This window comes from Roseomonas alba, from assembly GCF_019430885.1.
Taxonomy (GTDB): Bacteria; Pseudomonadota; Alphaproteobacteria; order Acetobacterales; family Acetobacteraceae; genus Neoroseomonas; species Neoroseomonas alba.
The window spans coordinates 173,311-193,681 of sequence record NZ_JAHYBZ010000009.1; the positions used below are offsets into that span (position 1 = coordinate 173,311).

Annotated in this window: 19 protein-coding genes and 2 tRNA genes; 18 read left to right on the plus strand and 3 right to left on the minus strand. The window is 68.3% G+C overall.

The window, feature by feature from the left end:
* Positions 1-40 precede the first annotated feature (40 nt).
* Positions 41-1,984, plus strand: coding sequence for a threonine--tRNA ligase (gene thrS, locus KPL78_RS23915; RefSeq protein ID WP_219765490.1), 1,944 nt, complete (start codon positions 41-43; stop codon positions 1,982-1,984).
* A gap of 80 nt (positions 1,985-2,064) precedes the next feature.
* On the plus strand, positions 2,065-2,607 hold the full coding sequence (gene infC / locus KPL78_RS23920) for a translation initiation factor IF-3 (RefSeq protein WP_219765635.1): 543 nt from the start codon (positions 2,065-2,067) through the stop codon (positions 2,605-2,607).
* Positions 2,608-2,749: 142 nt separating this feature from the next.
* On the opposite strand, the gene KPL78_RS23925 is transcribed toward infC, so the two are convergent.
* A complete protein-coding gene (locus tag KPL78_RS23925) occupies positions 2,750-3,130 on the minus strand; it encodes a DUF1801 domain-containing protein (protein ID WP_219765491.1) in 381 nt (126 codons plus the stop codon).
* A 592-nt stretch (positions 3,131-3,722) separates the two neighbouring features.
* Here KPL78_RS23925 and ffh point away from each other — a divergent pair.
* The 12 genes from ffh to KPL78_RS23985 all read left to right on the plus strand — a co-directional run bounded on the left by ffh (position 3,723) and on the right by KPL78_RS23985 (position 12,733).
* Positions 3,723-5,108: a signal recognition particle protein gene (ffh, locus tag KPL78_RS23930; protein ID WP_219765492.1), complete on the plus strand. Its 1,386-nt coding sequence runs from the start codon at positions 3,723-3,725 to the stop codon at positions 5,106-5,108.
* Positions 5,109-5,136: 28 nt separating this feature from the next.
* Entirely contained in the window at positions 5,137-5,469 is a 333-nt protein-coding gene (gene rpsP, locus KPL78_RS23935) for a 30S ribosomal protein S16 (RefSeq protein ID WP_219765493.1), read from the plus strand.
* A gap of 43 nt (positions 5,470-5,512) precedes the next feature.
* Positions 5,513-6,016: a ribosome maturation factor RimM gene (gene rimM, locus KPL78_RS23940; RefSeq protein WP_255569401.1), complete on the plus strand. Its 504-nt coding sequence runs from the start codon at positions 5,513-5,515 to the stop codon at positions 6,014-6,016.
* Positions 6,013-6,753: a tRNA (guanosine(37)-N1)-methyltransferase TrmD gene (gene trmD / locus KPL78_RS23945; RefSeq protein WP_219765495.1), complete on the plus strand. Its 741-nt coding sequence runs from the start codon at positions 6,013-6,015 to the stop codon at positions 6,751-6,753. Before rimM ends, trmD begins: the two co-directional genes overlap by 4 nt.
* 25 nt (positions 6,754-6,778) lie before the next feature.
* Positions 6,779-7,207, plus strand: a complete 429-nt coding sequence (rplS, locus tag KPL78_RS23950; protein ID WP_219765496.1) for a 50S ribosomal protein L19 — start codon at positions 6,779-6,781, stop codon at positions 7,205-7,207.
* A 52-nt stretch (positions 7,208-7,259) separates the two neighbouring features.
* The gene (leuC, locus tag KPL78_RS23955) at positions 7,260-8,690 is read left to right on the plus strand and encodes a 3-isopropylmalate dehydratase large subunit (protein WP_219765497.1); all 1,431 of its coding nucleotides are present in this window, start codon (positions 7,260-7,262) and stop codon (positions 8,688-8,690) included.
* On the plus strand, positions 8,690-9,301 hold the full coding sequence (gene leuD / locus KPL78_RS23960; protein WP_219765498.1) for a 3-isopropylmalate dehydratase small subunit: 612 nt from the start codon (positions 8,690-8,692) through the stop codon (positions 9,299-9,301). Before leuC ends, leuD begins: the two co-directional genes overlap by 1 nt.
* Before the next feature lie 66 nt (positions 9,302-9,367).
* Complete coding sequence (gene leuB / locus KPL78_RS23965; protein WP_219765499.1) at positions 9,368-10,483, plus strand: 3-isopropylmalate dehydrogenase; 1,116 nt, start codon at positions 9,368-9,370, stop codon at positions 10,481-10,483.
* Between the two features lie 206 nt (positions 10,484-10,689).
* Positions 10,690-11,292, plus strand: coding sequence for a DUF1326 domain-containing protein (locus KPL78_RS23970; protein ID WP_219765500.1), 603 nt, complete (start codon positions 10,690-10,692; stop codon positions 11,290-11,292).
* Between the two features lie 12 nt (positions 11,293-11,304).
* Entirely contained in the window at positions 11,305-12,105 is an 801-nt protein-coding gene (locus KPL78_RS23975) for a DUF2182 domain-containing protein (RefSeq protein ID WP_219765501.1), read from the plus strand.
* Between the two features lie 448 nt (positions 12,106-12,553).
* Positions 12,554-12,630, plus strand: a tRNA-Arg gene (locus KPL78_RS23980).
* 26 nt (positions 12,631-12,656) lie between these two features.
* Positions 12,657-12,733: transfer RNA gene (locus tag KPL78_RS23985), tRNA-Arg, on the plus strand.
* Between the two features lie 87 nt (positions 12,734-12,820).
* Here the strand turns inward: KPL78_RS23985 and KPL78_RS23990 are convergent.
* Positions 12,821-13,798, minus strand: coding sequence for a DMT family transporter (locus KPL78_RS23990; RefSeq protein WP_219765502.1), 978 nt, complete (start codon positions 13,796-13,798; stop codon positions 12,821-12,823).
* Positions 13,799-13,942: 144 nt separating this feature from the next.
* Here KPL78_RS23990 and otsB point away from each other — a divergent pair, with 144 nt between their 5' ends.
* From otsB to KPL78_RS24005, 3 genes are read left to right on the plus strand one after another with little or no spacing between them, the layout of a single operon-like run.
* Complete coding sequence (gene otsB, locus KPL78_RS23995; protein ID WP_219765503.1) at positions 13,943-14,692, plus strand: trehalose-phosphatase; 750 nt, start codon at positions 13,943-13,945, stop codon at positions 14,690-14,692.
* Complete coding sequence (locus tag KPL78_RS24000) at positions 14,679-16,475, plus strand: glycoside hydrolase family 15 protein (protein WP_219765504.1); 1,797 nt, start codon at positions 14,679-14,681, stop codon at positions 16,473-16,475. Before otsB ends, KPL78_RS24000 begins: the two co-directional genes overlap by 14 nt.
* Complete coding sequence (locus KPL78_RS24005) at positions 16,460-17,854, plus strand: alpha,alpha-trehalose-phosphate synthase (UDP-forming) (protein ID WP_219765505.1); 1,395 nt, start codon at positions 16,460-16,462, stop codon at positions 17,852-17,854. The genes KPL78_RS24000 and KPL78_RS24005 overlap by 16 nt, the downstream gene beginning before the upstream one ends.
* Before the next feature lie 160 nt (positions 17,855-18,014).
* Here the strand turns inward: KPL78_RS24005 and KPL78_RS24010 are convergent, their stop codons facing one another.
* On the minus strand, positions 18,015-19,406 hold the full coding sequence (locus tag KPL78_RS24010) for a M20/M25/M40 family metallo-hydrolase (RefSeq protein WP_219765506.1): 1,392 nt from the start codon (positions 19,404-19,406) through the stop codon (positions 18,015-18,017).
* Between the two features lie 87 nt (positions 19,407-19,493).
* Between KPL78_RS24010 and KPL78_RS24015 the strand changes: the two genes are divergently transcribed.
* Positions 19,494-20,363, plus strand: a complete 870-nt coding sequence (locus KPL78_RS24015) for an isocitrate lyase/PEP mutase family protein (RefSeq protein WP_219765507.1) — start codon at positions 19,494-19,496, stop codon at positions 20,361-20,363.
* The last annotated feature ends 8 nt before the right edge of the window (positions 20,364-20,371 follow it).

The following is a 20,371-nucleotide window of genomic DNA, read 5'->3' on the forward strand; positions in this document are numbered from 1 at the left end:
GGTCCGCGCCCGATTTTCCCACGAAGGAGATGCCTTCCCGATGCCCGCGATCACCCTGCCTGATGGTTCCGTCCGGTCCTTCGATGGGCCGGTGACGGGCACGCAGGTCGCGGCCGCCATCGGGCCGGGCCTCGCCAAGGCCGCGCTCGCCATGACCGTGGACGGGGCGATGCAGGACCTCGCGCGGACCATCGAGTCCGACGCGAAGCTCCGCTTCATCACCCGCAAGGACCCCGAGGCGCTGGAGCTGATCCGCCACGACGCCGCCCATGTGCTGGCCGAGGCCGTTCAGGAACTGTTCCCCGGCACCCAGGTCACCATCGGCCCGTCGATCGAGAACGGCTTCTACTACGACTTCGCCCGCAACGAGCCCTTCGCCCCGGACGACTTCGCGGCGATCGAGGCGAAGATGCGCGAGATCGTCGCCCGCAACGCCGCCTTCGAACGCATCGTCACCACCCGGCACGAGGCCATCGCGCTCTTCAGCGAGAAGGGCGAGAAGTACAAGGTCGAGCTGATCCAGGACCTGCCGCAGGGCGAGACCATCACCCTGTACAAGCAGGGCGACTGGATCGACCTCTGCCGCGGCCCGCATATGCGCGGCACCGGTGATGTCGGCACCGCCTTCAAGCTGATGAAGGTGGCCGGCGCCTATTGGCGCGGCGACCACCGCAACGCGATGCTCTCGCGCATCTACGGCACCGCCTGGCGTGACCAGAAGGAGCTGGATGCGTATCTGCATCAGCTCGAAGAGGCCGAGAAGCGCGACCATCGCAAGATCGGCAAGGAGATGGGGCTGTTCCATCTCCAGGAAGAGGCGGTCGGCTCGGTCTTCTGGCACCCGAAGGGCTGGAAGCTGTACCGCACCGTCGAGGACTACATGCGCCGCCGGCTGGACGGCGCCGACTACCAGGAAGTGAAGACCCCGCAGCTGGTGGACCGGAAGCTCTGGGTGGCCTCGGGCCATTGGGAGAAGTTCCGCGAGAACATGTTCATCGCGACCGTCGAGGATGAGTCCGAGAAGGATCGCGTCCTGGCGCTGAAGCCGATGAACTGCCCCTGCCACGTGCAGATCTTCAACCAGGGCCTGCGGTCGTATCGCGAACTGCCGCTGCGCATGGCGGAATTCGGCGCCTGCCATCGCTACGAGCCCTCGGGGGCGCTGCACGGCATCATGCGGGTGCGGTCCTTCACCCAGGACGACGCGCATATCTTCTGTTCGGAAGACCAGATCGCCGATGAGACGGTGCGCTTCGTCGCCTTGCTGTCCTCCATCTATCGCGAGCTCGGCTTCGAGGAGTTCCGCGTGAAGTTCTCCGACCGTCCGGAGAAGCGCGCGGGTACCGACGAGGTTTGGGACCAGGCCGAAGGCGCGCTGCGCGAGGCCTGCCGCATCGCCGGTGTGGAATACGAGCTGAACCCGGGGGAGGGCGCCTTCTACGGCCCCAAGCTGGAATTCGTCCTGCGCGATGCGATCGGCCGCGACTGGCAATGCGGCACGCTGCAGGTGGACTTCGTGCTGCCCGAGCGGCTGGACGCCGAATACGTGGCCGAGGACGGCACCCGGAAGCGCCCGGTCATGCTGCATCGCGCCATCCTGGGGTCGTTCGAGCGCTTCCTCGGCATCCTGATCGAGCAGCATGCGGGGCGGTTCCCGCTCTGGCTGTCCCCGGTGCAGGTGGTGGTGGCGACCATCGTGGACGACGCCGCGCCCTTCGCGAAGCAGGCGGCCGAGGCGCTCCGTGCGGCGGGGCTGCGCGTGGAACTCGATCTGCGGAACGAGAAGATCAACCGCAAGATCGTGGACCATATCGACCAGCGCGTCCCCGTCCTGGCCGTGGTCGGCAAGCGGGAGGCGGAGGAGGGCTCGCTCGTCCTGCGCCGGCTGCCCGGCCGCGAGCAGGAGACGGTGCCGCTCGCCGAGGCGGTGGCCCGCCTTGCAGCCGAGGCAACCGCCCCCGATCTGAAGAATATGGCGCCGTGAAGACGGCGGCGGTTGCAGCAACGTGACCGCCGCCCCATAACTCGCCCGAAATCCGTTCGAAACGTCGACAGGAGACGACCATAGCCCGACCCCCCGTACCCGCCGCCCAGGCCCCGACCCGCGACGGCCCGCGTATCAATGACGAGATCCGCGTTCCCCAGGTCCGCCTGATCGACCAGCATGGCGAAATGCAGGGCGTGATGACCGCCCGCGAGGCGCTGATCCGCGCCTATGATGTCGGCCTCGACCTGGTCGAGATTTCGCCCAATGCGGTCCCGCCTGTCTGCAAGATCCTCGACTACGGCAAGTACAAGTACGAGCAGCAGAAGAAGGCGAACGAGGCGCGGAAGAAGCAGAAGGTCGTCGAGATCAAGGAAATCAAGGTCCGTCCGAACATCGACGATCACGACTACGATGTGAAGATGCGCCAGATGAAGACCTTCATCTCGGAAGGCGACAAGGTGAAGGTGACGCTGCGGTTCCGTGGCCGCGAAATGGCGCACCAGGATCTTGGCGCGAAAGTACTTGAGCGCATCCGCAACGAGCTGACCGAGACCACCAAGGTCGAGCAGTTCCCGCGGATGGAAAACCGCCAGATGATCATGGTGCTGGCACCGAAGTGAGCGGAGGGGAGGGGTATCCCTCCTGCCGGTCACTTGGATGCCTGAACGCCGGGACTGTTCCGGATTGCCGGCGCTACGCCTCGCGGGAGAGCGATCCTGCCGCCTGTCGGCGCCTCCTGGTGCAAGCGAAGTAAAGGCCCGGTCAGCGCCGGGCCTTCTTGTTGTTCAGGGCAACCGCGGCGCGAATCAGGGTCTTGAAGGCCGCCGCGTCGATCGTCTCCCCCTGACGGATATCGATGGCGCGGCGGGTGTTGCCGTCCAGGCTACTGTGGAACAGGCCGGAGGGGTCCTCCAGCGCGGCGCCCTTGGCGAAGGTCAGCTTCACCACGGCTTTGTAGGTCTCTCCGGTGCAGAGGATGCCGGCATGCTCCCAGACCGGCACGCCGCGCCATTTCCAGGTTTCGACCACCTCGGGGTCGGCTTCGTGGATCAGGGCGCGGATGCGCGCGAGGGTTTCGCCACGCCAATCCCCCAGTTCCTGGATGCGGGCGTCGATCAGGCGGGCAGGGTCGTCGGGGGCCATGGGTCTCGTCTTCCTTGTCAGGGAATCCAGTCGCGGTGGTGCGCCTTGTCGCGAGGCTCGTCGTCTGACGTCTCGAGATAGCGTATCGGCGGTGCTCCCGGAGAGGTCCCGCGCTATAAACGGAGCCGAGGGCCTGGGCAGCCATCCCCTTGGCGCTACAGGGGAAATCGGCCCCTTGCGCCACCCGCTGAAGGCCTGGGGCCTTTGGAAGACGCCACTGACGCATGGTATTCGTCCCATACTGGCGCACGACGCCGGCTGGGACGGTTGGCATGACCGCCGTGCCCGGCCGCAACAGATTGCGGTCCAGGGGCTCCAAGCCCCTGGCGGGGTGGTTCGGAGGGGCGGCGCCCCTCCGATCGGACGGGGATTTCGCCGTCGGCTCGCCTCTGCGGGCGGCCAGACCCTTCCCCGGGCCTTCCTTCTTGACCTTTCCCCCCGACCCGCCCTAAACGCCCATTCCCCGGTTCGCCCCGAACCGTCTGTCGGCCCCTGATGGGCTGGCACCGCCGCTCCGCGAAGGCTCGCGCAGCGGCGCAAACTCGTTTGGGGCAACCGCAACGCGTTGTGAAGGACTGGAACGGACCGCCCGATGTTCGAGGCATTGTCCAGCAAGCTGAACGGGGTCTTCGACCGGCTGCGCCGCCGCGGCGCGCTGTCGGAGGCCGACGTGACCGAGGCGCTGCGCGAGGTCCGCGTGGCGTTGCTGGAGGCCGACGTTGCGCTGCCGGTGGTCCGTGACCTGGTCAACAAGGTGCGCGACCGCGCGGTGGGGCAGGAGGTCATCCGCTCCGTCTCCCCCGCCCAGCAGGTCATCAAGATCGTCAACGACGCGCTGGTCGAGGCGCTGGGCGGCGGCGAAGGCGATGACGGCAAGCGCGGCATCGACCTGAACGCGCCGTCGCCGGTGCCGATCCTGATGGTCGGCCTGCAGGGGTCGGGCAAGACGACGACCTCGGGCAAGATCGCGCTGCGGCTCCGGTCGCGGGACAAGAAGAAGGTCCTGCTCGCCTCGCTCGACGTGCATCGCCCGGCGGCGCAATTGCAGTTGCAGACCCTGGCACAGCAGGCCGAGGTGACCTCGCTGCCGATCGTGGCCGGCCAGACGCCGATGCAGATCGCGATGCGGGCGATGGATGTCGGCCGGCGCGAGCTCTACGACGTCGTCATCCTCGACACCGCCGGCCGCCTCGCCATCGATGAGGCGCTGATGGAGGAGGTGGCGCAGGTCAAGCTCGCCACCAATCCGCACGAGACGCTGCTGGTCGTGGACGCCATGACCGGCCAGGACGCGGTGAACACCGCCAAGGCCTTCCAGGACAAGGTCGGCGTGACGGGCATCGTCATGACGCGCATCGACGGCGATGCGCGCGGCGGTGCGGCGCTGTCCATGCGGGCCGTCACCGGCGCGCCGATCAAGCTGCTGGGCGCGGGCGAGAAGCTCGATGCGCTCGAGGATTTCCATCCGGACCGGATCGCCTCGCGCATCCTCGGCATGGGCGACATCGTGTCGCTGGTCGAGAAGGCCGCGGCGACGATCGACCAGGACGAGGCCGAGAAGCTCGCGGCCCGGATGCAGAAGGGCCAGTTCACGCTGGAGGACTACGCCTCCCAGCTCAAGCAGATCGGCAAGATGGGCAGCCTGCAGGGCATCCTCGGCATGCTGCCGGGTGTCGGCAAGATCAAGCAGCAGCTGAGCGACGCCAATCTGGATACCTCCATCCTGAAGCGACAGGCGGCGATCATCTCCTCGATGACGCCGAAGGAGCGTCGCCTCCCCGACGTGATCAAGGCGTCGCGCAAGAAGCGCATCGCCGCGGGGTCGGGGACCTCGGTTCAGGAAGTGAACAAGCTGCTCAAGCAGTTCGATGACATGTCCGCGATGATGAAGCGGATGAACAAGCTCGGCCAGAAGGGGCTGATGCGGGGCGGGCTCGCCGCGCTGCTGCCCGGGGCCGGAAACAAGCGACCATTCTAGACGACACTCAGCGAAAGGAAGCCTCTCTATGGGCCTCAAGATCCGCCTTGCCCGCGCCGGCGCGAAGAAGCGTCCCTACTACCACATCGTCGTGGCCGACAGCCGTTCGCCGCGCGATGGCCGTTTCATCGAGGCCGTGGGTTCCTACAACCCGATGCTGCCGTCGGACCACGCCGAGCGCGTGCGCCTGAAGGATGAGCGCATCACCCACTGGATCAGCCAGGGTGCGGTGGCGACGGACCGCGTCGCGAAGTTCCTGGGCAAGGCCGGCCTGGCGCCGATGCCCGTGTTCCGTGAGCAGCCGAAGCAGTCCGCGCCGAAGAAGAAGGCGCAGGAACGCGCCGCCGCCGCGGCGGGCTGAATCCTTCCGAACGGGGTGATCTGACGTGGCGGTGAAGCGCGTGATGGTGGGCGAGATCGGCAGGCCGCATGGCGTGCGTGGTCTCGTGCGCCTGCGCGCCTTCACCGAGGACCCGGCCGCCATCGCCGCCTACTCCCCGCTGACCGACGAGAGTGGTGCGCGGCGCTTCGAGCTGACCCTGAAGGGGGGCGATATCGCCGCCATCGCGGGTGTCACCGATCGCGACGCGGCGCAGCGCCTGACCGGGACCAAGCTCTATGTCGAGCGCGACCGGCTGCCGGCGACGGAGGAAGAGGAGTTCTACCTGACCGACCTGATCGGCCTGTCGGCCGTGACAGCGGATGGGGAGACCCTGGGGCGGGTGCGCGCGGTCGAGGACCACGGCGCCGGCGCCTTCCTGATCGTCGATGGCGGGACGCGCGAGCACCTGCTGCCCTTCACCAAGGCCGTCGTGCCGGTGGTGGACCTGGCGGGCGGGCGCGTCACGGTGGTGATGCCGGGCGAGATCCTGGTGCGCCCGCAGGCGGGGGAGGAGGACGCGGCATGAGCTGGCGGGCTTCTGTCCTGACCTTGTTCCCGGAGATGTTCCCGGGGCCGCTCGGGCTGTCGCTCGCCGGTCGCGCGTTGCGCGATGGCAAGTGGGCGCTGGAGGCGACCGACATCCGCTCCTTCGCGACCGACCGTCATCGCACCGTCGATGACACGCCGGCCGGCGGCGGGGCGGGGATGGTCATGCGCCCCGACGTGCTGGACACCGCCATCGCGGGCGTCATGCCCGAGGGCGATGCCCGTCCGCTGATTTACCTGACCCCGCGCGGGCGGCTGCTGGACCAGGCGATGGTCCGCGGCCTCGCCGAGGGGCCGGGCTGCGTCCTGCTCTGCGGCCGCTACGAAGGCATCGACCAGCGCGTCATCGAGGCGCGCGGCATGGTCGAGGTCTCGATCGGCGACTACGTGCTGAGCGGTGGCGAGACGGCGGCGCTGGTGCTGCTCGATGCCTGCGTCCGGTTGCTGCCGGGCGTGATGGGGGCGGCGGACAGCGCCACCGAGGAAAGCCACGGCGGCGAAGGCCTGCTGGAATACCCGCACTACACACGCCCGGCCGAATGGCAGGGCCGTGCCATCCCGGAGGTGCTGCTCTCCGGCCACCACGCTGACATCGCGCGCTGGCGGCGGGCCGAGAGCGAGCGGATCACGAAAGAGCGCCGACCCGACCTCTGGGCACGGCACGAAGCGAAACAACGCGGGGCTGGGGGCATGGACGGCCACCCTGCCGCCGCTTAAGAGAATCATCGAAAGGACCCAGGTTATGAACCTTCTGGAGCAGTTCGAGGCCGATCAGCTGGCCCGCCTCAGCGCCGCCCGCGCGACGCCCGACTTCGCGCCGGGCGACACCGTCCGCGTGATGGTGAAGGTGCAGGAAGGCGAGCGCGTCCGTACCCAGGCCTATGAGGGCGTGGTGATCGCGCGCAACAACAAGGGCGTGCAGAGCAACTTCACCGTCCGCAAGCTGTCCTATGGCGAGGGCGTGGAACGCGTGTTCCCACTCTATTCGCCGAACGTGGCCGAGATCCAGGTGGTCCGCCGTGGCAAGGTCCGCCGCGCGAAGCTGTACTACCTGCGTGGCCGCACCGGTAAGTCGGCGCGCATCGCCGAGAAGCTGGCGCCGAAGGCCTCTGCCTCTGCCGCTGCTGCCGCCCCGGCCGCGGCGCCGGCGGCTCCGGCCACCGAAGCGTAACTATTCCACGGGCCGCCGCATGGGGCGGCGGCCGTCGGGAAGGGAGAAGAATATGTCAGCGCAGAAGCCGCGCACGTTGTTCGACAAGATCTGGGACGCCCATGTGGTGGACACGCTCCCCGACGGCACGGCTCTGCTCTACATCGACCTTCACCTTACCCACGAAGTGACCACGCCGCAGGCCTATGACGGCCTGCGGGCGGCGGGCCGTCGCGTGCGTCGCCCCGATGCGACGCTGGCAGTGGTCGATCACAACATCGCCACCGACGACAGCCGCCGCACCGGCATTCTCGACCCGGAAAGCCGGCTGCAGGTCGAGACGCTCGAGAAGAACGTCGCCGAATTCGGCGTGCCTTATATTCCGCTGCTCGATGACCGGCAGGGCATTGTGCATGTGATCGGCCCCGAACTGGGGCGCTCGCTGCCGGGCATGACCATCGTCTGTGGCGACAGCCACACCTCGACGCATGGCGCGATGGGCGCGCTCGCCTTCGGCATCGGCACCAGCGAGGTCGAGCACGTGCTCGCCACGCAGACGCTGCTGCAGAAGCCGGCCAAGAACATGCGCATCAGCGTCGATGGCAACCTGGCCTATGGCTGCACGGGCAAGGACATCGTGCTCGCCATCATCGGACGCATCGGCACGGCCGGCGGCACGGGCCATGTGATCGAATATGCGGGTGATGCGATCCGCGCGCTCGACATGGCCGGACGCATGACGGTGTGCAACATGTCGATCGAGGGCGGGGCCCGCGCCGGCATGGTCGCCCCCGACCAGACGACCTACGACTATGTCGCGAAGACGCCGAACGGGCCGAAGGGCGAGGCACTCGCCCGCGCCATGGAGTGGTGGAAGACGCTGCCCACCGACCCCGGGGCGCATTTCGACACGGTCGTCCAGCTCGACGCGCATGCCATCGCGCCGCAGGTCACCTGGGGCACCAACCCGGAAGCCGTGCTGCCGATCACCGGCGTGGTGCCGAACCCCGCCGACGAGGCGGATGAGGCGAGGCGCGTGCAGATGGAGCGGATGATCCACTACATGGATCTCACGCCCGGGCAGCGGTTGCAGGACCTCGCGGTGGACGTCGTCTTCATCGGGTCCTGCACCAACAGCCGCATCGAGGACATCCGCGCCGCCGCTGCCATCGCCAAGGGTCGCAAGGTCGCGGACCATGTGCGCGCGATGGTCGTGCCGGGCTCCGGCCTGGTGAAGAAGCAGGCGGAGGCCGAGGGCCTCGACCGCATCCTGCGGGAGGCGGGCTTTGAATGGCGCGAGGCCGGCTGCTCCATGTGCCTCGGCATGAACCCGGACAAGCTGACGCCGGGCCAGCGCTGCGCCAGCACCTCGAACCGCAATTTCGAAGGGCGCCAGGGGCCGGGCGGGCGGACGCATCTGCTTTCCCCCGCCATGGCCGCGGCCGCGGCGCTGGCAGGCCGCCTAGCCGATGTGCGCGACTATCAGCCGAAGGAGAGCGTGTGATGCAGGCCTTCACCAAGCTCACCGGCATCGCGGCGCCGCTTCCTAAGGCGAATGTCGACACCGACCAGATCATCCCGGCGCGCTTCCTGAAGTCGATTTCGCGCAGCGGATTCGGCAAGCACCTCTTCGCCAATTTCCGCTTCATGGAGGACGGGTCGGAGAACCCGGACTTCGTGCTGAACCAGGAGCCGTATCGCAAGGCAGAAGTGCTGATCGCCTTCGAGAATTTCGGCTGCGGCTCATCGCGCGAACACGCGCCCTGGGCGCTGCTCGATTTCGGCATCCGCTGCGTCATCGCGCCGGACTTCGCGGACATCTTCCACAACAACAGCTTCAAGAACGGCGTGCTGCCGGTCCGGCTGCCGAAGGAAGTCTGCGCGCAGCTCATGGAAGACGCGAAGATGGGCCCCAATGCCCGCATCACCGTCGACCTGGAACGCGAAGTGGTGGTGCGTCCCAATGGCGAGGAGATCCCCTTCAAGATCGACCCGCTGCGCAGGCACCTGCTGCTGAACGGCCTCGACGATATCGGCCAGACCATGCAGCACGCGCCGGCCATCGATTCCTTCGAGGCGAAGCAGAAGGCTTCACAGCCCTGGCTCTACGCCTGAGCTGACTCACCCCCGGGTGGCGCCCTCCCGGGGCGCCTCCCCGACTATCAGGAGACGTCCCGAGACATGCCCTCCAACAAGAAACTCCTCATTCTGCCCGGCGACGGGATCGGCCCCGAGGTGATGCGCGAAGTCCGCCGCGTCATCGACTGGATGGACCGGCGTCGTGCGGTGACCTTCGACATGGAGGAGGGCGTCGTCGGCGGGGCCTCGATCGACGCACAGGGCACGCCGATCACGGATGAGACGGTGGAGAAGGCCAAGGCCGCCGATGCCGTGCTGTTCGGGTCGGTCGGCGGGCCGAAGTGGGATGGCCTGCCGTTCGAGCAGCGGCCGGAACTCGGCATCCTGCGCCTGCGCAAGGATCTCGGCCTCTTCGCCAATCTGCGCCCGGCGCTGGTGATGGATCCGCTGGTCGATGCGTCCTCGCTGAAGCCCGACATCGTGCGCGGCGTGGACATCATGGTCGTGCGGGAATCGACCGGCGGCGTCTATTTCGGGGAACCGCGCGGCGTCGAGACCCTGCCCGACGGCAAGCGCCGCGGCTTCGACACCGACGTGTATCATGAGGACGAGATCGCCCGTGTGGCCCGCGTCGCCTTCGACCTGGCGCGCAAGCGCCGCGGGAAGGTGACCTCGGTCGAGAAGGCGAACGTCATGCAGTCCGGCCGCCTGTGGCGCGCCGTGGTGGGCGAGATCCACAAGGCCGAATACGCCGATGTGGAGCTCGAGAACATGTACGCGGACAACTGCGCCATGCAGCTCTGCTCGCGGCCGAAGCAGTTCGACGTGATCCTCGGATCCAACCTGTTCGGCGACGTGCTGTCGGATCTCGCGGCGGCGCTGACCGGCTCGCTCGGCATGCTGCCCTCGGCGACGCTTGGCGCGGTCGATCCGACCAGCGGCAAGCGGCATGCGCTGTATGAGCCGATCCATGGTTCCGCGCCGGATATCGCAGGGAAGGGCATCGCCAATCCACTGGCGCAGATTCTGTCCTTCGCCATGCTGCTGCGCTGGTCCTTCGGCATGGACGAGGATGCCGATCTGCTCGAATCCGCGGTCGCCAAGGTGCTGTCCGGTGGGCTGCGCACGGCAGACATCATGCAGGCTGGCATGGCGCGCGTCGGCACCACCGTGATGGGTGAGGCCGTGGTGCGCGAGCTCGACAAGCTCTCCGCCTGATATCGAGTAGCGGTCGCGCCCCGGCCGCTTCTGCACTGCACCACGCCTGATGCGATTCCGCGTGACAGCGGAACGCATCAGGGTCAGTCTGATCCCGAATCAGTCTTCCGATCCCGTTGGTACCGCCCGGTGCGGTGCCAGGCATTCCGTATCGAATTGCCTTCGGCCCACGCCTTCGCGGGGCCGCGACGCTGGGAGGGAACACCATGGGCTATCATCTCAAGGGTGAGCTGCTCGAGGTCTGCGACTGCAACACCCTCTGCCCCTGCTGGATCGGCGAAGACCCGGACAACGGCACCTGCCGTTCGTCGCTCGCCTATCGCATCGAGAAGGGCGAGATCGACGGGGTCGATGTCTCCGGCCTGAATTTCGGGGTCGCTGTCTTCATTCCGGGCAATGTGCTCGCCGGGAAATGGCGTGTGGTCCGCTATGTCGATGACCGCGCCAGCGGTCCGCAGGAAGCGGCGCTGCTGAAGGTCTTCCGCGGCGAGGCTGGCGGGCCGATGGCACAACTCGCCGGCCTGGTCGGGGAGGAGGTGGACGCCCGGCGCGCGCGCTTCACCTTCGATGTGAAGGAAGGCAAGGGGACGTTGCGGATCGGCGATGCCGTCCACGCCGTGATGGAGCCCTATCGCGGCCCCACCGGCGAACCGACACGACTGGTTGAGAGCATTTTCTCTACCATTCCCGGCTCGCCCGCCTTCGTCAGCAAGGCGTCGGAGTTCCGGTTGACACAGCCGGAGCTCGGCATCGATGTCAGCCTGAAGGGCCACAACGCCATCCAGGGCTTCTTCGAACTTCAGAGTTGAGGTGGCGCCGCCATGACGCCGAACACGGCGATGGGCGGGCTGACGCCGCATGATCGATGGTTCGTGCCGCTGTTCGGCGGCACCGTGCTGCTGGCCTGGGCGGCGCTGGGCGTGTGGGACCTGTCGCCCTATGCCGCCTATCTGCGACATGACTGGACGCAGATCGGCATCGCCGCGAGCCTGTGCACGGCGCTGCCGGCGGGCGAGATCGTCGGGCCGGCCTTGCTCTATGCCGGCGGATGGGTGCTGATGACGGCGGCGATGATGCTGCCCACGACGCTACCTCTGGTCATCGTGTTCCGGCGGGTGACGCGCGACCGAGCCGACCGCGCCTGGCTGCTGGCGCTACTCTTCGCCGGCTATCTCTCGGTCTGGTTCGCCTTTGGCATCATGGCGCATCTGCTGGGGTTGGGGCTGCTCGTGCTTGCGCGGGCCTCGGTCTGGCTGACCTTCAACGGGTGGGTCATCGGGGCGGGCATTCTGCTCGCGGCCGGACTGTTCCAGTTCTCGCCGATGAAATATCGCTGCCTTGACGGGTGCCGGTCGCCGCTCGCCTTTGTCTTCGCACGCTGGAGCGGCGAACGGCCGATGTGGGAGAGCGTCCGACTCGGCGTCGCGCATGGTGCCTACTGCGTCGGCTGCTGCTGGCTGCTGATGCTGCTGATGTTCATAGTCGGGACCGGCAGCCTGGGCTGGATGCTGGTGCTCGGCGCCGTCATGGCACTGGAGAAGAACAGCCGCTGGGGCAGGCGGATCGCAGCGCCGGTAGGCCTGGTCTTGTTGATCGCGGCCGCTGGGGTGGTGGTCGCGTGACGCAGGCGATGACGGTCCGAGGGGGGCTTTGCCTCTCTCAGGCTCTCCCCACCAAAGGCCGAAGGGCCTTTGGAAACCTCAACCCGGTGCCGTGCGCCACGGGCAGGACAGCATCCGGACCCGCACTCGCGCACGACGCGCGCTTGGCGGGTCCGTCCTGCTCCGCGCCAGAAGACCGCAGTCCAGGACGCCCAGCATCCGGGGGCACGCACTGGCGCTGCAAAGCAGCATCAGCGGGACCCTGAGGGTGGGGTGATTCGGAGGAACAGAGACCCTCCGATCTCCATCGCAGCGAAACCGACACGTCGTCATGGAAGCGTTGCCGAGGCCCGGAGCGCGCAAAGCCCCCGCCATCGGTCTTCCCGTCGCGTCAATCTCGTGGGGGAGGGGGTTGCGCCCCATCGCGGCCTCCGCTATTCCCCCGGCCTCGCCGCGGTGAGCGGCAAGGGCGCCCGTAGCTCAGCTGGATAGAGCACCAGACTACGAATCTGGGGGTCAGGAGTTCGAATCTCTTCGGGCGCGCCACTTCTCCCTTCACCGCCGGGCGGGCTGCGCCCGTAGCTCAACTGGACAGAGCACCAGACTACGGATCTGGGGGTTGGGAGTTCGAATCTTCCCGGGCGCGCCAGAATCGCGCAAAATCAGATAGATATGGGAACGAGTGCAGCGGTGTGAGTGAGGCGGCATGCCTCAAGCGCTCCTCGCCACGCTCCGTTCAGTCATCCTGCTCCGGCGTCAGCGCCACGGATGATGCCGGACGGCCTGTCGCCACCGGTGGCGGCAGGGGCGTGCCGCGGGTGCGCTCCCGCAGCAGCGTCAGCAGTCCCGACCCGATGATCAACGCGATTCCGACCAGCATGGGCAGGTCGACGCCGTCGCCGAAGAACAGGTAGCCCAGCACGATCGCCCACAGCATCTGGCTGTACTGCGTCGGGCCAAGCGCGACCGCCGGCGCGCGGAAGGCCGCGGCCATAAGTAGGATATTGGCCAGCGCGGCAAGCAGGCCGTAGCTCGCCAGGAATCCCCATTGCAGCGCGCTCGGCATCCGGAAGCCCGGCACCATGAGCAACCCGCAGATCACCACCGTGCCGAGGATGCCCGCGCCGAACAGCGAGATCCGCTTCTCCTCCGGCCCCGCCGCGCGGAAGGTGATGACCACCACGGCCCCGCCGAGCCCCGCGACCAGCGCGCCGAGATGCCCGATCTCAAGCGGCCGCAGCCCTGGCCGCAGCACGATCAGCACGCCGATGAAGCCGATGATGACGGCGGCCCAGCGGCGGATGCCGATCCGCTCCCGCAGGAAGGTCATGGACATCAGCGTCACGAAGGCCGGCTGCAGGAAGATCAGCGCGAAGGCCTCGGCCATCGGCAGATGGGTGAAGGCGATGACGGACCCGATGACGCCGAGCGGATAGGCGACGAAGCGCAGCAGCCACAGCGCCCGGCTGCCCGTGGCGAAGATGTCGGTCCAGCGATCGCCGGGCCGCATCAGGAAGGGCATGGCGAGGAAGGCGAAGAGCGCGCCGAAGAAGGAGGATTCGTAGGCCGGCAGCGCGCCCTCGATCGCCTTCACGCTGGCGTCGCTGAACGAGAAGGCCGCGAAGGAGAGGAAGCCGAGCACCACGCCGGACGTCACGCGATCGGGCGCCGGGCCGTCCTGTTGCAGCCCCTCGTTTCGCGCCTGCTGATCCATCGTCCTGCTCCTGCGGCCTCGTGCCTCCTTTCGTGCCGATTCCCCCTGCCGCGCGCATCGGGCGCGGCCGCGTCGCCCATATGTCACGGGCCCCGGACCGATGACAGGGGTGCAATCCTTGGCAATGTAACCTAACTAGGACGAGTGACTCCTCCCGGTGTTCCCGAGATCGAGGCCGATTGGGCGCTCTTCCTCGATCTTGATGGCACCCTTCTCGAGCTCGCGCCCACGCCTGACGCCGTCATTGTGCCTGCTGACCTGCCATCGGTGCTGGCCTGCCTGTCGGGTGGGCTGGGCGGTGCGCTCGCCATCGTGACCGGGCGGGCGCGGGAGACGGCGGACCAGCTCCTGGCCCCATTCCTGCCCACCGGCGGCTTCGGCCACGGTGCCGAACTGCGCGACGCTGTTGGCGCCGCGGTTGGCGACGACACCGTGCCGGCGCCGCCGAGCGCCTGGTGCGACACCCTGACCCGATTCGCAGCGACGCGCGACGGGCTGCTGTTGGAACGCAAGCCGCATGGCATCGCGCTGCACTACCGCGCCGTGCCGACGCAAGGCGAGGCCGTGCGCGCCGCGATGCAGGCACTCGTGCTGCAGGCGCCGAACGATTTCGTCCTGCTGCCCGCCCATATGGCCTTCGAGATCCGCCCGCGCGCCGCGACCAAGGCGCGGCCCGTCACTGCGCTGATGGCCGCGCCGCCCTTCCTCGGCCGCCGCCCGGTCTTCGTCGGCGACGACGTGACGGATGAGGACGGGATGGCCGCGGCGCGCGACCTTGGCGGCCTCGGCCTGCATGTCGGCCGCGACTTCACCGGCGGGCCGCCACAGGTGCGCGCCTGGCTCGCCCGCGCCGCCCGTCGCCTGACACAGGAGCAGCCCCTTGCCCAATCTTGACTATGCCGTCGTCGGCAACTGCAACGTCGCTGCCCTGATCTCCGCCACGGCACGGCTGGAGTGGTTCTGCTTTCCTCGCCTCGATGGCGAGCCGGTGTTCAACGCGCTGCTCGGCGGCATCGATCCGCAGCGTGGCTTCATGGATGTGGTGCTGCGCGGACAGGCGAATGCGACGCAACGCTACCGCCGCAATACCGCCGTGGTGGAAACGCTGCTGACCGACGATTCGGGCGCGGCACTGCGCGTCATCGACGTGGCACCGCGCTTCCGCCGCTTCGGGCGCGTCTACCGACCGCCCATGCTGTTGCGGCGGCTGGAACCTGTCTCGGGCCGGCCGCGCATCCGCATCCGCATCAGGCCCTCCTTCAGCGATGGCGCCGATCCGGGGCGGACCAGCATCGGCAGCAACCACATCCGCTATATCGGCGCCGAGACGGTGCTGCGGCTCACCACCGACGCGCCGCTGTCCTATGTGACGGAGGAGGCGGAGCTCGGCCTCGACCGGCCGATGACCCTGGTGCTCGGCCCCGATGAGAGCCTGCCCGAGGCACCCGATTCGGTCGCCCGCGTGATGGTCGCCGAGACCGAGGGCTATTGGCTCGACTGGGTGCGTGGGCTGAACCTGCCCTTCGACTGGCAGGAGGCGGTGATCCGCGCCGCCATCACGCTGAAGCTCTGCTCCTATGAGGACACCGGCGGCATCGTCGCGGCGCTGACCACCTCCATCCCCGAGGCGCCGGGCAGCGGCCGCTGCTGGGACTATCGCTTCTCCTGGCTGCGCGATTCCTTCTTCACCGTTGGCGCGCTGAACCGGCTGAACGCGACGCGCACCATGGAAGGCTTCATGCGCTTCATCATGGATGCGGTGCATGACGGTGCGCCGGGCCCGATCGCGCCGCTATTTCCCATCGCACCGGGGACGCGGGTGGAGGAACGCATCGCCACCGCGCTGCCGGGCTTTCGCGGCGACGGGCCGGTGCGCATCGGCAATGCCGCCGTCTCCCAGATCCAGAACGATGGCTATGGCGCCATCATCATGACCGCGGCGCAGATGTTCCACGACCAGCGCCTCGCCCGCACCGGGGACATCGCGCTCTATCGCCAGCTCGCCGTCATCGGCACGCAGGCGGAACATGCCGCCTTCTCCCCTGATGCGGGGCTGTGGGAGTATCGCGGCCATGCTGCGGCGCACACCCATTCGGCGGCGATGTGCTGGGCGGCGCTCGACCGGCTCGGCGCCATCGCGCAGCATTTGGGGCTGGAGGCCGAGGCCCGCGACTGGGACAGTCGCGCCGAGGGGCTGCGCCTGCGCATCATCGACGCCGCGACGGTGCCGGGGGAGGGTTGGCTGTCCGGCGTGCTGGACGGCACGCCGGTCGCCGATGCCTCCACCTTCCTGCTGCCGGAATTCGGGCTGATCCGCGCGACGGACCCGTTGTTCCTGCGCACCGTCGAAGTGCTGGAGAAGCGCCTGGTCCGCGACGGCATCGTGCTGCGCTATGACCACGAGGATGACTTCGGCACGCCCGAGGTCGGCTTCCTGGTCTGCACCTTCTGGTACATCGACACGCTGGCGCGCATCGGCCGCAAGGACGAGGCACGCGCCCTGTTCGAGCGCGCCCTGTCCTGGCGCAATCACGTTGGCTTGCTCTCGGAGGATGTTCATCCCGCGACGGGCGCCCTGTGGGGCAATTTTCCGCAGACCTATTCGCAGGTGGGCCTCATCCTGTCGGCCATGCGCCTGTCCCGATCCTGGGAGGAAGGCCTTTGGCGCGCCTCGTAATCGTCTCCAACCGGGTCCCGCCGCCTCGCGCCAAGGGGGCCGCCAGCGCCGGCGGCCTCGCCGTCGCCCTGCAATCCTTCGTTTCCTCAGGGACGCTGTGGTTCGGCTGGTCCGGCCGCGTGACCGAACGGACCCCGGGCAAGCCGAAGATCGTGAATGGTGGCGGCGTCACCTACGCCACCATCGATCTCGGCGCCGAGGACTACGACCGCTTCTATGTTGGCTTCGCCAACTCCTCGCTCTGGCCGCTGCTGCATTTCCGGCTCGGGCTGATGCGTTACCGGCGCGAGGATTTCGAAGGCTACCTGGCGGTCAATGCCGCCTTCGCCGAGGCGCTGATTCCCATGCTGCGCCCCGACGACATGATCTGGGTGCACGACTACCACCTCATTCCCTTCGCCGACGCACTGCGGGCGAGAGGCTTCACCGGGCGCATCGGCTTCTTCCTGCACATCCCCTTCGTGCCGCCCTCGGTGCTGGATGCGCTGCCGCCGGCCCGGGCATTGATGCGCTCGCTCTGCGCCTATGATGTGGTGGGATTCCAGACGCGCACGCATCTGCAGGACTTCCTCGACTGCGCGCGGCGCTTCGGCGGCTTCGCCGTGGAAGGCGAGGAGGTGGTGACCGAAGGCGGCCGCGTGCGCGCCATCGCCGATCCGATCGGCATCGACGCGCCGAGCTTCGCGCGCGTCGCGGCGCGGTCCGCCGGCACGGACTATATCCGGCGACTCACGGAGAGCCTGACCGGGCGCGCGCTCGCCATCAGCGCGGAGCGTCTCGACTATTCCAAGGGCCTGCCCAACCGCTTCGAAGGATTCGCGCGGCTGCTCGCGCGCTTCCCGCAGCATCACCGCACCGTCTCGCTGCTGCAGATCGCCGCGCGATCGCGCGAGGATGTCGTGGAATACCAGGCGCTGCGGCGGGAGCTTGACCGGCTGGCGGGCGACATCAACGGCCGCTTCTCCCAGTTCGACTGGGTCCCGCTGCGCTACATGACGCAGACAGTGGCGCGGACGAAGCTTGCCGGTCTGTTCCGCATCGCGCGCATCGGGCTGGTGACACCGCTGCGCGACGGGATGAACCTGGTGGCGAAGGAATTCGTCGCCGCACAGGACCCGGCCGATCCGGGCGTGCTGGTCCTGTCGCGCTTCGCCGGCGCGGCGGAGGAGCTCACCGAGGCGCTGCTGGTGAATCCCTACGACCCCGACGAGATCGCCGAGGCGATGAACACCGCGCTGGAGATGTCGCTGGAGGAGCGCCAGGAACGCCATGCGGCGCTGCGGCGCGCGGTGTTCGAGGTGACGGCGGCACGATACTGCAATGTGTTCGTCGAGGCGCTGGCCGGCGAGGCCGGTGCCGGTCCGCCGCCGGCCAACTGAGCACGACCATGGGCAAGGCCGGCGCCGTATGCGGACGCCCGGCTGGCGCCCCGTTGTCTTGGCCAGCAGCATGAACGCGGCGGGTGGTGGCTCGAGGGGAGGGGCTCCCCTTGGTTCCCGACCGCCGCGTCGTGACCGACGGCGCGGCGGTATCTCACTGTCAGCCCGCGCGTAGTGCCTCCGGCGCGACCTTCCCGAGTTCCGTCAGCAGCAGCGGCCAGGACCGCAGCCCTTCCTCCAGCGAGGACAGCCGGAAGAACTCGTTCGGCGCGTGCACATCCTCATCCGGCATGGCGAAGCCGAAGGTGATGGTGTCGAGGCCGAGCCGTTCCTTGAAGATCGCCGTGATCGGGATGGTCCCGCCGGCCCGCGCGCGCACCGGGGCGCGGTTGCGAGTGCGGCGGATGACGGTCTCCGCCGCGGCGAGCAGCGGATGGCCCTCACCGAGCGTGAAGGCCGGGGTGCCATTGCCCGATTCCTCGAAATCGAGGCTCACACCCTTCGGCGCCTTGGCGATCAGGTGGTCGCGCACCTTCGCCTGGGCGCGCACCGGGTCCATCCCCGGGCCGAGCCGCATGGTCAACTTCGCATGCGCCTCGCATGGCAGCACGGTCTTGGATCCTGCGCCAATGTAGCCACCCCACATGCCGTTCACCTCGATGGTGGGCAGCAGGGTGATACGCTCCCGCACGCTGTAGCGTGGATCGCCATAGGGTGCTCCGCCGACGCTGCCGTAGAATTCGGCCTCGTCCACCGGCAGGGCCTCGGCGTCCTCTTTCTCGCGCGGGCCAATTGGGGCCATGTCGTCCATGAAGCCTTCGACGGCGATGGTGCCGTCTTCATGGTGCAGGGAGGCGATCAGCCGGGCGATCTCGTGATTCGCATTGCGCAGCGCCCCGCCATATCGACCGGAATGCACGTCCTTGGCCGAAGTGCGCAGGGTGAAGCGCAGCGCCGTCAGCCCGCGCGAGCCGACGCTGACGGTGGGCAGCGTCGTGCTGGCCCGCCCGCCATCGGCCGAGATCATCGCATCGCCCACCAGCGCATCCGGATAGCGGTCGATGATGCTGCGCAGGGACGGGCTGCCGATCTCCTCCTCGCCTTCGAGGAAGAAGCGGATGTTCACCGGGCAGCCGCCGGCCTTGATGAACTCGATCACCGTCTCGACCGCGATCAGGGTCGAGCCCTTCACGTCCGACGCACCGCGCGCATAGAGCCGGCCGTCGCGGATGGTCGGCTCGAAAGGTGGGGTCTTCCACAGTTCCAACGGGTCGGGCGGCTGCACGTCGTAGTGGCCGTAGATCAGCAGCGTCGGCTTGCCCGGCGCGCCGTTCCACGCACCCGTGATCGCCGGCTGGCCGCCGCCGTCGAGCAGGCGGACATCCTCGACGCCGCCCTCCTTCAGCCGCGCCATCAGGAATTCGCGCGTGGCCTTCATTCCCTCGGCATAGGCCGGATCGGTGCTGACGCTCGGCAGGCGCAGCAGCGCCTTCAACCGTTCCAGGATCTCGTCCTTCCGGGCCAACAAGGCCTCGGCGACCGCTTCGCTCATGCTGCATTCCTCGGCTGCATGGGGGCAGCCTAGACCGACCGGCCGCGCGGTTGCAGAGTGCGGCAACACAATTCCGAGGGAACCGGGATGGGACGTCCACCAAGCACGGCCGAACGCCGCGCAGCCTTTCGCGCGATCCTGGCGGGGAAGGACTGTATCCATCCCGCCTCCGTGCATGACCCCATCGCCGGGCGCATCGCTGCCGATCTCGGTTTCGAGGCCGCGATGTTCGCCGGTTCCGTCGCTTCGCTGACCGTTCTCGGCGCGCCGGACATCATTGTGCTGACGCTGACCGAATTCGCCGACCAGGCGCGGCGCATCTGCCGCGGCGGCGCGCCGCCCCTGCTGGTCGATGCCGATCACGGCTACGGCAATGCGCTGAACGTGATGCGCACGGTCGAGGAACTGGAGACCGCCGGCATCGCCGCCCTGACCATCGAGGACACCGATCTGCCGCGCGGTCATGGCGTGGGCGAGCCGGGCCTGCTGAGCCTCGAAGCCGGTCTCGGCAAGATGCGCGCGGCGGTGGCGGCGCGGGAGGAGAAGGGCCTCGTCGTCATTGCCCGCACCAGCGCGCTGAACCTCGTGAACCTCGACGAGGCCGTGCGGCGCGCCAAGGCCTATGTGGGGACCGGCGTGGATGGCCTGTTCTTCACCGGGGTGAACGACTGGGACCAGCTTGCCGCCATCCAGGCCGTGTCGGGCGGGCTGCCGATCATCCTCGGAGGCACGCCGGCCAAGATGGCCGACAAGGCGCGTCTCGCCTCGCATGGCGTGCGCGTCGCCTTGCAGGGCCACCAGCCCTTCGCCGCCGCGGTCGCCGCCATCCACGCGACGCTGAAGGCGCTGCGTGACGGCACCGCGCCGGCCGACCTGCAGGGCATCGCCCCCGCCGCGTTGATGAAGCAGGTGACGCGCGAGGCCGACTACGCCACCGCCGCACGCGACTTCCTCTGACCTCCGGA

What these genes read in the sequence shown, in the direction of transcription:
- leuC (WP_219765497.1), top strand. Translation starts at nt 7,260, where the DNA reads ATGTCAGCGCAGAAGCCGCGCACGTTGTTCGACAAGATCTGGGACGCC.
- leuB (WP_219765499.1), top strand. Translation starts at nt 9,368, where the DNA reads ATGCCCTCCAACAAGAAACTCCTCATTCTGCCCGGCGACGGGATCGGC.
- ffh (WP_219765492.1), top strand. Translation starts at nt 3,723, where the DNA reads ATGTTCGAGGCATTGTCCAGCAAGCTGAACGGGGTCTTCGACCGGCTG.
- KPL78_RS23970 (WP_219765500.1), top strand. Translation starts at nt 10,690, where the DNA reads ATGGGCTATCATCTCAAGGGTGAGCTGCTCGAGGTCTGCGACTGCAAC.
- KPL78_RS24010 (WP_219765506.1), bottom strand. Translation starts at nt 19,406, where the DNA reads ATGAGCGAAGCGGTCGCCGAGGCCTTGTTGGCCCGGAAGGACGAGATC.
- rimM (WP_255569401.1), top strand. Translation starts at nt 5,513, where the DNA reads ATGGTGGGCGAGATCGGCAGGCCGCATGGCGTGCGTGGTCTCGTGCGC.
- KPL78_RS23990 (WP_219765502.1), bottom strand. Translation starts at nt 13,798, where the DNA reads ATGGATCAGCAGGCGCGAAACGAGGGGCTGCAACAGGACGGCCCGGCG.
- KPL78_RS23975 (WP_219765501.1), top strand. Translation starts at nt 11,305, where the DNA reads ATGACGCCGAACACGGCGATGGGCGGGCTGACGCCGCATGATCGATGG.
- rpsP (WP_219765493.1), top strand. Translation starts at nt 5,137, where the DNA reads ATGGGCCTCAAGATCCGCCTTGCCCGCGCCGGCGCGAAGAAGCGTCCC.
- trmD (WP_219765495.1), top strand. Translation starts at nt 6,013, where the DNA reads ATGAGCTGGCGGGCTTCTGTCCTGACCTTGTTCCCGGAGATGTTCCCG.
- thrS (WP_219765490.1), top strand. Translation starts at nt 41, where the DNA reads ATGCCCGCGATCACCCTGCCTGATGGTTCCGTCCGGTCCTTCGATGGG.
- KPL78_RS24015 (WP_219765507.1), top strand. Translation starts at nt 19,494, where the DNA reads ATGGGACGTCCACCAAGCACGGCCGAACGCCGCGCAGCCTTTCGCGCG.
- leuD (WP_219765498.1), top strand. Translation starts at nt 8,690, where the DNA reads ATGCAGGCCTTCACCAAGCTCACCGGCATCGCGGCGCCGCTTCCTAAG.
- rplS (WP_219765496.1), top strand. Translation starts at nt 6,779, where the DNA reads ATGAACCTTCTGGAGCAGTTCGAGGCCGATCAGCTGGCCCGCCTCAGC.
- KPL78_RS23925 (WP_219765491.1), bottom strand. Translation starts at nt 3,130, where the DNA reads ATGGCCCCCGACGACCCTGCCCGCCTGATCGACGCCCGCATCCAGGAA.